Below are 13,055 nucleotides of genomic sequence, written 5' to 3'. Positions count from 1 at the left end.
ATAAAAGAGGTTATATTATGAGTATTCTTCCTGAATTGGAAGAATACTCATATAATGAAGAACTAGAAAAACTACTTAAGACTGTTTTTCCTAGGAGACATATGACATATGTTTTAGAATTTAATATGAATAAGGATTTATGTGAAATAGACTTTACCTATGGAATTTCAAAGAATGAAGATTATGATTTTATAATTAACCATACAGAAGAGTCTTTTAAAGATCCATATTATATTCATCAATTTTTAAATTATGGTAGGCTAAATACTAATATTATTGGGGTGTGGTTAGAATCTGATAATTTGTCTAATGGTAATTATTCTGAACCGAGTTTATTTTTTAGTTTTTCAGAGTATTGTGAAGATTTTGAATTCATTTTAAAATCAATAAAAATACTATCATTAAATAAAAAGATCAATTGTAATGAAAGATTATTAAAACAATGTTATCACGCCCTTTCTAAAGGTCAATTTATTGAACATCTTGGAGTGATGGTATCTCGAAAAGAAAAATTAATACGTTGGTACATTAGAGGTTTTAACAGTATTTCAGTTTTTGAGTATTTAGAAAAAGTAAATTGGAGAGGGGATTTAGAATTTTTAAGAAAAAGATTGACCACATTGATCGAATTATCTACTAGCATTTCATTAGTTATAGAATTTAATAAAGAACTGCGTCTTAATTTAGGTATCGAATTTCATTTTGAACATATTAATAACTGCGATACTTTTCTTACTACTTTGACAAAATTTGATTATTTAGAAAATTATAAACTTCCAATCATTTCATCTATGATCCAACCTAAAAGGTTATCATATTCAGGAATTCATTTTAAAAGAGAATTATCTCATTTCAAAATTAGTTTTGATGAGTTAAATAACCCAACAAGCAAAGTGTATTTGCGTATGGTTCCGGATTATTTAAAAATAATGGGATTATAATTTTTAAGCTAAAAAAGGTTCTATGGAGTGTTATCCATAAAACCTTTTTGATTGATGAATGATGCTGGGAGATTATAATCTAATATCCATTTCCATATTTTCTTTACCAACAGTAAATTTTGCATCTGTCCACATTGGTGGTCCGTAAGTCATGTTATTATTGGATACTCCATAACTTTCTTTAGGCATACCGTTTTCTTCAAAATCCATTCTTTGATTATTGTTTACATCGTGTACACAGGTGATTCCGTATTCTCCTGCAGGGATATTTGTAAAAGTTACTTTGGCTACACCATCAATAATTTCACTTTTTCCTGTTTTAATTGGAGCTGCTTTCATAAAAGTAGCTTCATCATATAGGCCAAACAAAACAGCACCTTCTGCATTGGATACGTTAGGAACGGTTACAGTAATTGTAATTCCTGTATTGTCATTGTCTTGAGCGTTGGTAATAAAATTTATTGCGGTTAGAGCTAAAAATAATACTAGAGTTTTCATAAGTCACTATTTATGGATTTATATTAGTTTGTTTCTTTTTGATGATTCAAATGTCCATAAATCGTTAGTGCATTAATAAAGTATCTCACTCAAATGTAGAATATAGAGGATGAATTGTAGTCACTGTTTATTGATCCATATTTTTGTAATAAGATCTTACAAAACTTAGTGTTTTAAAGTTGTTTTTGAAAAGTTCAGAAAATTAAAGAAGTCCTCTTGCTTTAATCTCTAAATACTTATTGATCGTATTTACAGTTAGGTTTTCGGGAGTAGTTAATACAGTCTGAATACCGTGTTTTTGAAGTTCTTTGACCATTACCTTTTTATCATAGGCAAATTGTTGAGCTATTGTTTGATCATAGATGGTTTGAAGGTCTTCTGCATCTTTTTTAATAAGATGGTCTAGTTCTGTATTTTCAAAAAAGATAACTACAAGCAAATGCTTTTTTGCCAAAGCTTGTAAAAAAGGAAGTTGTCTTTTTAATGATGAAATATGCTCAAAATTGGTATATAACATTAATAAACTTCTATGTGTAATCTGTCTTTTTACATGTGCATACAATAAACCAAAATCAGAATCAAGAAATTGCGTTTTAATATTATATAATGCTTCAGAGATATTATTGATGTAGGTTTTTTTTCTGTTATCGGGTAAAAAATTGCTTACGGTATTAGAGAATGATAACATTCCTACTTTGTCATGTTTTTTTAATGCAATATTTGAAAATGCTAATGTACTATTAACAGCATAATCAAGAAGACTTAATTCATTAAACGGCATTTTCATAACTCTACTGGCATCTATGATAGAGTAGATAGGTTGAGATTTCTCATCCTGAAATTGGTTAATCATCAAGTTTCCGTGCTTTGCGGTAGCTTTCCAGTTAATGGTTCTTACATCGTCTCCAATAACATATTCTTTGATTTGCTCAAACTCCATTGTATGCCCAATACGTCTTATCTTTTTAAGACCTATCTGCGTGAGTTTATTATCGATTGCCAGAAAATCATACTTTTTCATTTGAATAAATGAAGGATATACTTTTACCAGAGCGGACTTATCAAAACTATAACGACGTTTAGCCAGTTTGATCTTAGTCATAGCATAGATATGAAGATTTCCAAAAACGTATTCTCCTCTTTTTACAGGACGAAGCGAGTATTCAAAATCTAAAATTGATTTTGAAGGGATTTCTCCTGTCTTTAAAAAATCACGTTTTTGAAATTGAACAGGAACCTCATCTATAATTTCTAACAAAGTGGTAAAACTGTAATTACTTTTTATCCTTACAGGAACCCCGTTAAAATCACTATTCGAAAACTTTTCTGGTAGGAGCCTATTAGCTTCTATACCATCTTTAGTTTTATAAAGAATAATAATCTCGAAAATAAAAATAATCGTAAATCCCCATGTTAATAACCAGGTTATAGGATATAACATATGAAACCAGTACGATAGTAAAAACAGTACTGATAGTATAGAGAGTACATAAAATACTCTGGAACTTAGGTATAGGGATTTGATAAATTTGATCAAAACTAACGAGGTATTTCTACGGATTGTAGGATCATTTCTATTACATTTTCAGTGGTCATTCCTTCCATCTCTCGTTCTGGAGATAAAATGATTCTATGGCGTAATACCGGGAAAAGCGATTTTTTGATGTCTTCTGGAGTTACAAAATCTCTTCCATTAATTGCAGCAAATGCTTTTGAAGCATTCATTACCGCAAGAGATGCTCGCGGAGATCCTCCTAAATAGAGGTGAGGATGTGTTCTGGTTTTTGTAACAATTTCTGCAATATAGCTTAGAATCTTTTCTTCAATAATTATTTCTCGGGTTTTTTCTTTGAATTCTACCAGCTTTTCAGGAGTCATCACTGAACTTATGATTTCTAAAGGCTTTTTTGTTTTTCGCTCGTGATGTGTTTTTAATATATTTATTTCTTCTTCTAGAGAAGGATAATCTACTTTTATTTTAAATAGAAAACGATCTAATTGCGCCTCAGGTAAAGCATAAGTTCCTTCTTGCTCTACTGGATTTTGAGTAGCCAATACCATAAATGGAGGTTCCATAGGATAACGAATTCCATCAATGGTTACTTGCCTCTCTTCCATTACTTCAAATAATGCAGCTTGTGTTTTTGCAGGAGCACGGTTAATCTCATCAATAAGTACCATGTTTGAGAAAATAGGCCCTTTCTTAAATTCGAAATCACTGGTTTTCATATTAAGAATGGATGTTCCTAGAACATCACTCGGCATTAAATCTGGTGTAAACTGTATTCTATTAAACTCTGTTTCTAATGTTCGAGCAAATAGTTTAGCAGTAATCGTTTTAGCAATACCAGGAACTCCTTCAATCAAGACATGTCCATCAGATAAAAGTGATACAATAAGCAATTCTATAAAATCCTGCTGTCCAACAATAATTTTTGCAAGTTCAGTCTTCAGTTTTTCTACAGTTTGTTCTAATTCACTTAGATCAATTCGATTTTCAAAACTCAAGTTTTGCTCCTGAGATTCTGGCTGATTTATCTCTTCTGGATTCGTATTATTTGTAAGTTCTTCATTTTCCATGATAGGCTATTTTCTATTTATGTCTGACTTTTGAATTTTGTAATTAATTCGTGAAGCCTTAGTAATTCTTCTTTTTCTATTTTTATTTTTTGATTAAGTTCTTCAAAATATAAGAATAACTTTTTAGTGTCTTCTATGTCGTTATTACTTCTGGCAGATATATCCATTAATGTTTTTTCATCCAAATGATCTGTGGGTACTCTTAATACGTTTCGAACATAGTCCAGAAATAATAGATTTTGCTTTACTGCAATTTCTTTATGCTTTCTTTTTTCAAAATACATTCCGCTAATCGTTCTGGTAAATGCCAGCGTTTGATTTTTTAGGGGAGCAATTACAGGAATACTACGTTGTTTACGTTTACTTTCAAAAATAACAAAAAGAACTACCCCGATTAAGACAAAATAATATGCCCATTTAAGATATCTGTTTATAAATATAAGATATAGAGGAGAAGAGTAGAATGTCTTACCTGATTTATAATGGTTGTCCCATAAGATAGTTTTATCGGGATCTATATAAGCCAAAAGATTTTGAGTGTATTCGTAATTTTTATCTTTAAGCATAAAATAGTTTCCAAAAGCTTCTGGAAATGTATGAAGAAGGATCTTGCCAGAACCAAAATCCTGACTAATATAATTGATCTTAGGATCTTTAATACGCAGCGTATCATTGTACAATTGCATAATACCTATAGCAGTAGTTTTAAGCGTGTCTAACTTGCTAAAATATGGATTGTAGGTATCACGATCATAAAGATATGGATCTGTTGTTTTAAGTTGTTTATTTGTTAATTCTACAATAGGCTTGGTAGAGATATCGTCATATTTCAGGATATTATCTACTTCTATTTGTAATGTATCTAATAAGTTATTACTGATTCCTTTTGCTGAGACAAAAAGTGTATTTCCTTTTTCGACCCAATTTAAAACTTTATTCAGTTCTATTTCATCAAAACTTACACTTCCATTGACAAAAAAATAGGTTCCTGAGATGGTATCATTATCAGAAAGAAATTCATACGGAGGTATATTTATATCTGTCACACTTCTGATATTGAAAGCGTCTTCGATCAAATTGTAAGAAACGAATGTTCCTAAAGGAATTTTATCAGTTTTTTCATAACTCGGAAACCAATTAATAGGTTCTGGTTGACTGGATTCTAGGTAGATAAGCAACCCAATAGCTCCGGCAATTATGATGATTAATATTTTAGCTTTTTGGCTTTGCAATTTATGATTGTATAAGGTTGTTTATAGATTGAAATTCCTTTTCTGCTTTTCTGTATGATTTTTCATCCACATCAAAACTACCATACCAAATAAAATCATATAAGCGAGTAATGACTTTAAATTGATTCTTTAAAGAATCATCTGATAGCTCTTTAAGATAATCGGTATTTGTCTTTTGAGACTCCCAGGTAATCAATTCTTGAGTTGATAATTTTTTTAATACAAATAAGTAATAATATCGTATTGCTAATCGATGATTGTTATTCGTCAATGCTTGATCTATCAATTGTTGAATATCTTGATTTTGAATAATGTCTTCATCTTCTGTTAGTTGTACTTGAGGAGCTTCTTGTTTCTCCAAAAGCATATCACTGGGATTTACTTTCATAAATAACCATCCTAGTAAAAAAAGTACACCAATAATTATCAAATAGGGGAGTATTTGCAAAACTACACCCCAGAACCCGGTAGCTTCATCTACACCAAACAACCATTTAATAAACTTACTCCAAATTTGATTTAACCATCTTTTAAAACGAGTCCACCAATTATCAGCTTCCTCATACTCTGTATAATCAAACTCATCTTGATTATTAAAATCCTTTATTTTTTGATGATCAAAATACTTGATTTCTTTTTGAGTTTCGAGATCATAGATTATTTCTTGAGGTTTTGAAGCAGTAGTATCCTGCGCTTTTGAAAGCAGAGAAAATCCAACAAGAAATAATAAAAAATAAAGGTTTTTCAATTTATTCAGATTTACCTAAAGAATCAATTTGTTCCAATGCTCCTGTATTATGTTTTCTCTCATTAAGATTGAAATAGATAAAGGCTACAGAAATTGGAGTAATTATATACATAATAATGTATTGTGCTGCAGACGCCAATGTATTGAGTACTATAAAAACCCAATCAAACATTTCTGAAGGGTCACTAAGTGTTCCTTCTGAGGCTGCCGTAAATGTTTTTACAAAGGTATATATCACAGCAGGAATAGAGAAAATCATACTAATAATATAGGTTATTAACCCTACAACTAATAGTGTAGCAAAAGTAATCCACCATTCATTTTTGACTAATTGAAAACTATCATTTATCGCATCACTAATAGAGGTTTCTCGAAAAATAAGTATCGAAAATACTAGGCTCATTGGTACATAAAGATATATCCCCGGAATAACACATAAAACTGTTCCAAAAGCTACAATTAACCAAGAAAGGATTGCAAGACCTATAATGTTTCCAAAATCTTTTTTAACACCTTGTATGACTGCTTTTTCATCCACAACTCCTTCGTTTTTGGAGTATATTTTAATATAATGTAGAATAGAAGCCGCAAGTAAACCATAGAAAATTAATGCCGTAATAAAAAGCATTAACAACGAAATCAGAATATTACCTGAGTTAAAGAATTGACCACTTTCCAGAGCAAAAGGTTCAAACATATTAGCACTGGCATGCGTGTAATAAGCTGTAGATAGTATTACTAGAATAAATGGAATACCTGTTGTTTTTAAAGCAATAGAAAACAAAGGTTTTATATTTTGTCTTAAGAAAGCAAAGGTATCCGTAAGAATATCCCCTAATTCTCTCTTCTTTTTAAATTCTATGTATTTGTTATTCATTTGTTTGTTTTTTATACAATTGTCTAGGGTAAATCACATAATAAAATAAGATTAAAGCCAACGACCCTGATATTATTAAAATAGCTAACCAATCTGGCATTTCTGTATGTCTGGTAACAAAACCTTCTAAGAACCCAGCGATTATAAAGAAAGGGATTGTACTGATTACAATTTTTAACCCCGCTTTTACACCTTTTACAAAAGAAGTGAGTCGCGTATAAGTTTCTGGAAACCATATTGATTTACCTACAACCAAACCGGCACATCCCGCAATTATTATTACTGATATCTCAATAGTACCATGAATCCATATAGTTCTTGCACTTTCCCATAATAATCCTTTGTCATAGAAAAAATATTGAAAAGACCCTAACATGATAAAGTTTCTCATAATAATGAAAATCGTACCAATACCAAACATAACACCAAAAATAAAACAGTATAGTGCTACTTTGATGTTATTGATAGTAATACCCAGAAACATATTGGTTTCTCCCATTTTTTTATAAACTGCCATGGGATCATCTTTAGAAATATTTTCTAAAGTCATGTTTACATAGGCGTCTCCTAATATAGACCTTACAAAAGCTCCATCAGTAGCAGAGGAGTAAGCTCCAACAGCTGTGAATAGTACAGCGATTAAAAAAGCGATCAATAATTCTTTTTGGTAATAATAGAATTCTAAAGGAAATTCTTTAACCCAAAAAGAATAGAAACGATTTTTCTTCTCTTTCTTTGTTTTATAGATCTTTTGATGGGCATTTGAAGCTAAACTATTTAAATAGGCAAGTGTTTGACTATTAGGGTAAAAAGTCTGGGCATAACTAAGATGATCTGTGATTTCTATATACAAATTAGAAAGATCATCCGGAGACATTTGGGTATTATTAACCAGAACGCTTTCAAATTTTAACCATTTATCTTTATTTTGCCTCACAAAAGCCGCCTCACGCATGTATCATAGATATGAATTAAGAGGTTCAAAGAAACATAATTAATGGATAATTTTCAAATAGAAACTGCTCAAAATGTAAGTATACAACAAAATGCTGCTGGAATAGGAGAACGAATACTTGCATATTTAATAGACCTATTGATTATAATAGCTTATTTTATTGTATCCATTTTTATATTGGCCGCTTTAGATGTTGATGGAGGAGATCAATGGGCGTTCTGGTTGATTTTAGGACTGCCACCATTTTTATACTTTTTGCTATGGGAAACTTTTTGGGATGGAAAAACCCCTGGTAAAGCTACATTAAAAATAAAAGTAGTGAAGTTAGATGGTTCTCGACCGGCATTTTCTAATTATTTGATTAGATGGTTACTTCGTTTACTAGATATTACATTTGCATCAGGAGGTGTTGCTGTTGTAACTATTTTGTTAAAAGGAACCGGACAGCGCCTTGGGGATATGGCAGCTGGAACTACTGTGATTAGCGAAAAACAACGTGTTCGATTTCATCAGACTATTTTAGTAGATATTCCTGAAGGTTATGTGCCTACTTATCCACAAGTTACTGTTTTTTCTGATGCCGAGATTAGAAAGATCAAATCTATATATAATGATTCAAAACGCTATGCAAATCATAATGTGATTCTGGAACTTTCAAAAAAAATGGGAAATATAATGGAGGTAACTCCGCAGGAAAAACCACTTCAATTTGTAGCAAAAGTTATAGAAGATTATAACTACTATACGCAGAAGTTATAAGTCGGCGTTTTTTAGAATAGAGATATTTCTCTATCTTTTACTTTATAATTTCTGCCTTAATAAAAATATCTTCTTTTGGCCATTCGCTTTCATCAACAGGCACCTTAGATATTTTATCAACTACATTCATTCCTTTTACAACCTTACCAAAAATGGTATGCTCTCCATCCAGATGATAAGCACCATTTTTTGCTACTACAATAAAAAATTCAAAAGGTGTAGATCTATTAGAAGGATTATCGACCCATTGTTTTGATAAGGCTACAGCACCTCGATGATGTTTAAAACCTTTTACAGGTTCTTGAGGAACTGTATAATCTCCAATTTCAAAACGTTTTCTGGCCATTTGCTGGCGATCACTATTACCACCTTGTATCACAAATCCTTTTGCTACCCGATAAAAAAAAGTCTCATCAAAATATTTTTGTTTCACCAGGTATATAAAGTTTGCTCTATGAAGAGGAGTTTGTTTATATAACTGAATATGGATATCACCAAATGATGTTTTAATTTTGACCAAAGTCTCAGGGTTTTCCTTTCCGTATTGTGCCATAAACTCTCTTAAATTTTTATTAGTGAGTTTAAATGGTTCTACTTCTTCAGTAACTAGTTTATCCTCAGTATCCTTTTTAGGAATATCTTTTTCTATGGTAGATTTATCAACAGATATCGAATCTACATTTTGTTGTTTATTAAGCTCATTTTTCTTAGAATGCTTATCTTCACAACTAGAGAATATAAAAACACCTATCAAACTATATATAAAAACTACCCTGGTAAATGACATTTGATACATTTAAAAATTTGGTTCCAAAAATAAAGAAAATGTCGGTACCTGGAGAATCTTCTCATTTTATTATGGCTCCCGAAGTAAGGATGAGAGAGCTTTATAAAATCAAAATTGAAGAAAAAAACCCCAGGAATGCAGCTGTATTAATGCTTTTTTATCCTAAAGATACTATCACCCATCTTGTTTTAATTCTTAGACCTACCTATGAAGGGGTTCATTCTGGACAGGTAGCTTTACCAGGAGGAAAAGTTGAAGAGTATGATATAAATTATGAGAAAACAGCTTTAAGAGAAACTTGGGAAGAGGTAGGTGTAAAGGTCGATGAAGTAGAGGTATTAAAACCTTTGACAAAAGTATATATTCCTCCTTCAAATTTTTGGGTACATCCATTTTTAGGGGTTTTAGAAAATACTCCAAGTTTTGTAATACAGGAAGAAGAGGTAGCTAAGGTGATAGAAATACCTCTATCTGATTTGCTCAATGAAGATAATGTGGTTTCGGAAAGATTATCAACATCGTATGCCAAAAATATCTTAGTACCTTCCTTTAAACTAAAAGGTTATACCGTTTGGGGGGCAACTGCTATGATGCTTAGTGAACTTAAAGTCTTTCTAAAGACTGCTATCGCATCATGATTTTGTACCTTTGTGCCCTGTTTTCTTTTAAATTTTCACAAGAATTTATAGAAGATTTTATATGTTATTTCATTATTTGTTATTAATTTAATTGAAAATCAGTAAGATAGATTGTGTTTAATGATTTTTGATGAGCGCTAATATCAAATTTATTCTAAATTAGAATTATTTATGGGATTGTTTAAGAGAAATCCTTTTGGTCATATATTATTTTTAAAAAAATGGCTTATCCGTATTATGGGTACCATGACGCATAGACGCTATAGAGGGTTTAATGAACTTAAGATAGAAGGAAGTGAAATTTTTAAGGATCTTCCGGATAACGGTGTCTTGTTTGTTTCTAATCATCAAACCTATTTTGCTGATGTTGTAGCAATGTTTCACGTATTTAACGCTAGTTTAAGTGGTCGTACTGATTCTATAAAAAATGTAGGATATTTATGGAAACCTAAACTTAACCTTTATTATGTAGCTGCCAAAGAAACTATGAATGCAGGTTTACTGGCAAGAATATTATCATATGCGGGAGCAATTACTGTAGAGCGCACCTGGAGAGAGAAAGGCAAAGATGTCAACCGTCAGGTAAAAATGAGTGATATCACTAATATTTCAAGAGCCCTTGAAGATGGCTGGGTAATCACATTTCCGCAAGGTACCACCAAACCATTTAAACCTATCAGAAAAGGAACTGCTCATATAATAAGAAAATATAGACCTATCGTTATTCCAATTGTAATAGATGGTTTTAGAAGATCTTTTGATAAAAAAGGGGTGGTAATTAAAAAGAAAGGTATTTTACAATCTATGGTTATCAAACCTCCTTTGGATGTAGATTATGATAATGATTCTATAGATGACATTGTGGAGAAACTAGAATATGCTATAGAACAACATCCATCTTTCCTAAAAGTGATTCCGCAAGCAGAATTAGAAGCACAAGAAGAGCTTAATAAAAAACGACAGTGGGAGTATTAATATAGTATAGGACTTTTTTCTTTCTTTTGTTAGGTAGCTTACATTTAGGCGCTTTTTAAAACGTTATTGCTTTCTTATAGGTTTGTTAAAACTTTGATAAAGTGTTACTTTCTTTCTTTTTCTTTATTCTGCTCTTTAATTTCATTAGTATTTATAACTAATTGATTATTAGTTGACTGGGTGTAGTGTCATTATTACTCTCTCTTTTTTTTATACTAGTTCGCCTTTTTTCTTAATGTAAGTTAAAAAAGGAACTTCCGAACCAAATTATAGTTAAGAAATGCAATGATAACATTGCGTTCTTCTTGATCCTCACATCATATTTTCGGCCGAATTCATAATGTGCAAAACCTAATAAGTTGTAAGTGGTTGTTACGTGTTAAACACAAACTTAGAGATTGTACAACTCATTTTTTAGGTAATAGATGAACATTAACTTAAAACTCAAAAAAGAAAATGAAAACTTTCAAATTAAATTTATTTGCGCTTTTGATTATAGCCCTGGTCTATTCATCATGTAGTGATGATGATGATACTATAATTACAGATGGAGGTAATAATTTTGTTGGAGCCGTTTATGCAATGACTAATGGAAACGGTCAGGTAGCAGGAACAAATATTCAAGGTCCTAATACTATCATTACTTATGGTAGAAATACAGACGGTACATTAACGCCTATTGGTCCTGTTGCAACAGGTGGTAATGGAGGTGATTATGATGGCGGAGAAGGACTAGATCCCCTTATTTCGGCATATGCTCTTGCAAAAACAGATGATAATAAAAATTTATTAGCAGTAAATGCAGGAAGTAATACTATTACCTCATTCAATATTCAGGATGATTTTTCTATAGTCGCTGCAGGTTCTCCTCAACCTACCGGTGCTATAGGCCCTAATAGTATTGCTTATACTTCGAGTAATGCTGATGGTGTAAAAGGAATAGTATATGTTTCAAATATTACAAGAGCAGAATTCTTGGCTGCCGGTGAGCCTGCACAACAAGGTACAGTAACTGGTTTTTGGTTGTTAGAAGACGGAACCTTGTCTGCTATAGCAGGCTCTACGAGAAACTTAGCCAATAGACCTTCTGCGGTTCAGTTTTCTCCAGATGGAAACTGGCTAGTAGTAGCTTCAATTAATTCTGGGGCTGCAGCATTAGCATCAGGTAGTGAAGATGAACTCGTAATCTATGGGGTTAATGCAGACGGAACATTATCTGCTAGTCAAATTGATGGAGTTACATCAACATTAAGAGGAAATACAGAAGGAAGAAACTTACCTTCTGCAATTGGATTTCAGATTGTAGGAAATAATTATGTAGTGGTTACAGAAGCCAGAGAGTTTCAACCGGATGGGACACCTCCTGCGTTTCCGGCTTTACAAGATGGTTCTGTTTCTACCTGGCAAATACAAGGAGATGGTAGTTTAACAGCAATAAGTACAGATGTTAGATCCGGAATAGGAAATACTGGTAGAACTGCTTGCTGGTTAGATTTTACTGCTGATGGAAATACGTTCTTTGTTTCTAATGCTATAGAAGCTGGATTAGCATCCTATAGTTTTAATAACGGAACAGTGACTTTATTAGATCAAACTGCTGCTCAGGGAACTGGAACTGGAGGAGCGGATAACGGTCCTGATGCTTTTGCAAGTACAGATGGATGGATCGATATGTGGATCTCTGATGATGGACAGTTCTTGTATCAATTATATGGTTTAGATGGTACCATAGGAATTTACAGAGTTAATGGTCAAAATCTAGAATTTATCGGAGAAGAATCAGGAAATCTTCCAGATACTAATACCCAAGGTATTGTAGCAATATAATAATAGTTGTTTTATTAATTATTGTTTTTCCCCGAAGCCAGGAGAGTATGGTATCTCCTGGCTTTTTTAATGTTAAATCGATTTGAGTAGTAGTAGCTTTTAACCGAAAAGTTTAACTTTTACAGATCAAATCATTATTCAAGACAAGTGCATCTTTACTTTAGTTGACATAGTTGTTATATTCTAAAAAAAACAGTAAAACTAATAAACAATTTAAATTGATTATGGTTCTACTTTT

The 13,055-nt window shown here is 31.8% G+C and carries 13 protein-coding genes; 5 read left to right on the top strand and 8 right to left on the bottom strand.

Going from position 1 to position 13,055, the window contains the following annotated elements:
• Positions 1-17 precede the first annotated feature (17 nt).
• Positions 18-941, top strand: a complete 924-nt coding sequence (locus tag U0D62_RS17445; protein ID WP_322288610.1) for a hypothetical protein — start codon at positions 18-20, stop codon at positions 939-941.
• A gap of 72 nt (positions 942-1,013) precedes the next feature.
• On the opposite strand, the gene U0D62_RS17440 is transcribed toward U0D62_RS17445, so the two are convergent.
• The 7 genes from U0D62_RS17440 to U0D62_RS17410 form a co-directional block, all read right to left on the bottom strand.
• Positions 1,014-1,439, bottom strand: a complete 426-nt coding sequence (locus U0D62_RS17440; RefSeq protein WP_322288609.1) for a DUF2141 domain-containing protein — start codon at positions 1,437-1,439, stop codon at positions 1,014-1,016.
• Between the two features lie 202 nt (positions 1,440-1,641).
• Entirely contained in the window at positions 1,642-2,976 is a 1,335-nt protein-coding gene (locus tag U0D62_RS17435; protein WP_322288608.1) for a DUF58 domain-containing protein, read from the bottom strand.
• Between the two features lie 2 nt (positions 2,977-2,978).
• Positions 2,979-4,019 (bottom strand): AAA family ATPase, encoded by a 1,041-nt coding sequence (locus U0D62_RS17430; RefSeq protein WP_322288607.1) that lies wholly within the window; start codon positions 4,017-4,019, stop codon positions 2,979-2,981.
• 17 nt (positions 4,020-4,036) lie between these two features.
• Complete coding sequence (locus tag U0D62_RS17425; RefSeq protein WP_322288606.1) at positions 4,037-5,251, bottom strand: DUF4350 domain-containing protein; 1,215 nt, start codon at positions 5,249-5,251, stop codon at positions 4,037-4,039.
• A 1-nt stretch (position 5,252) separates the two neighbouring features.
• The gene (locus tag U0D62_RS17420; protein ID WP_322288605.1) at positions 5,253-5,999 is read right to left on the bottom strand and encodes a DUF4129 domain-containing protein; all 747 of its coding nucleotides are present in this window, start codon (positions 5,997-5,999) and stop codon (positions 5,253-5,255) included.
• A 1-nt stretch (position 6,000) separates the two neighbouring features.
• Complete coding sequence (locus tag U0D62_RS17415) at positions 6,001-6,876, bottom strand: hypothetical protein (RefSeq protein WP_322288604.1); 876 nt, start codon at positions 6,874-6,876, stop codon at positions 6,001-6,003.
• Positions 6,869-7,831, bottom strand: a complete 963-nt coding sequence (locus U0D62_RS17410; protein ID WP_322288603.1) for a stage II sporulation protein M — start codon at positions 7,829-7,831, stop codon at positions 6,869-6,871. The genes U0D62_RS17415 and U0D62_RS17410 overlap by 8 nt, the downstream gene beginning before the upstream one ends.
• A gap of 42 nt (positions 7,832-7,873) precedes the next feature.
• Between U0D62_RS17410 and U0D62_RS17405 the strand changes: the two genes are divergently transcribed.
• Complete coding sequence (locus U0D62_RS17405) at positions 7,874-8,590, top strand: RDD family protein (RefSeq protein ID WP_322288602.1); 717 nt, start codon at positions 7,874-7,876, stop codon at positions 8,588-8,590.
• A gap of 37 nt (positions 8,591-8,627) precedes the next feature.
• On the opposite strand, the gene U0D62_RS17400 is transcribed toward U0D62_RS17405, so the two are convergent.
• Positions 8,628-9,377 carry a peptidylprolyl isomerase gene (locus U0D62_RS17400; RefSeq protein ID WP_322288601.1) on the bottom strand — a complete coding sequence of 250 codons (750 nt, stop codon included), beginning with the start codon at positions 9,375-9,377 and terminating at the stop codon, positions 8,628-8,630.
• On the opposite strand from U0D62_RS17400, the gene U0D62_RS17395 reads away from it, so the two are divergent.
• From U0D62_RS17395 to U0D62_RS17385, 3 genes are all read left to right on the top strand, one after another.
• Entirely contained in the window at positions 9,371-10,015 is a 645-nt protein-coding gene (locus U0D62_RS17395) for an NUDIX hydrolase (protein WP_322288600.1), read from the top strand. The genes U0D62_RS17400 and U0D62_RS17395 overlap by 7 nt on opposite strands.
• Positions 10,016-10,186: 171 nt before the next feature.
• Entirely contained in the window at positions 10,187-10,990 is an 804-nt protein-coding gene (locus U0D62_RS17390; RefSeq protein WP_322288599.1) for a lysophospholipid acyltransferase family protein, read from the top strand.
• Between the two features lie 456 nt (positions 10,991-11,446).
• Positions 11,447-12,817: a lactonase family protein gene (locus U0D62_RS17385; RefSeq protein WP_322288598.1), complete on the top strand. Its 1,371-nt coding sequence runs from the start codon at positions 11,447-11,449 to the stop codon at positions 12,815-12,817.
• The last annotated feature ends 238 nt before the right edge of the window (positions 12,818-13,055 follow it).

Source organism: Aquimarina callyspongiae, from assembly GCF_034322225.1.
GTDB lineage: Bacteria > Bacteroidota > Bacteroidia > Flavobacteriales > Flavobacteriaceae > Aquimarina.
Note: the sequence above shows the minus strand (reverse complement) of the source record. Positions and strands in the feature narration are given on the sequence as shown.

What these genes read in the sequence shown, in the direction of transcription:
- U0D62_RS17445 (WP_322288610.1), top strand. Translation starts at nt 18, where the DNA reads ATGAGTATTCTTCCTGAATTGGAAGAATACTCATATAATGAAGAACTA.
- U0D62_RS17440 (WP_322288609.1), bottom strand. Translation starts at nt 1,439, where the DNA reads ATGAAAACTCTAGTATTATTTTTAGCTCTAACCGCAATAAATTTTATT.
- U0D62_RS17430 (WP_322288607.1), bottom strand. Translation starts at nt 4,019, where the DNA reads ATGGAAAATGAAGAACTTACAAATAATACGAATCCAGAAGAGATAAAT.
- U0D62_RS17415 (WP_322288604.1), bottom strand. Translation starts at nt 6,876, where the DNA reads ATGAATAACAAATACATAGAATTTAAAAAGAAGAGAGAATTAGGGGAT.
- U0D62_RS17410 (WP_322288603.1), bottom strand. Translation starts at nt 7,831, where the DNA reads ATGCGTGAGGCGGCTTTTGTGAGGCAAAATAAAGATAAATGGTTAAAA.
- U0D62_RS17405 (WP_322288602.1), top strand. Translation starts at nt 7,874, where the DNA reads ATGGATAATTTTCAAATAGAAACTGCTCAAAATGTAAGTATACAACAA.
- U0D62_RS17395 (WP_322288600.1), top strand. Translation starts at nt 9,371, where the DNA reads ATGACATTTGATACATTTAAAAATTTGGTTCCAAAAATAAAGAAAATG.
- U0D62_RS17400 (WP_322288601.1), bottom strand. Translation starts at nt 9,377, where the DNA reads ATGTCATTTACCAGGGTAGTTTTTATATATAGTTTGATAGGTGTTTTT.
- U0D62_RS17390 (WP_322288599.1), top strand. Translation starts at nt 10,187, where the DNA reads ATGGGATTGTTTAAGAGAAATCCTTTTGGTCATATATTATTTTTAAAA.
- U0D62_RS17385 (WP_322288598.1), top strand. Translation starts at nt 11,447, where the DNA reads ATGAAAACTTTCAAATTAAATTTATTTGCGCTTTTGATTATAGCCCTG.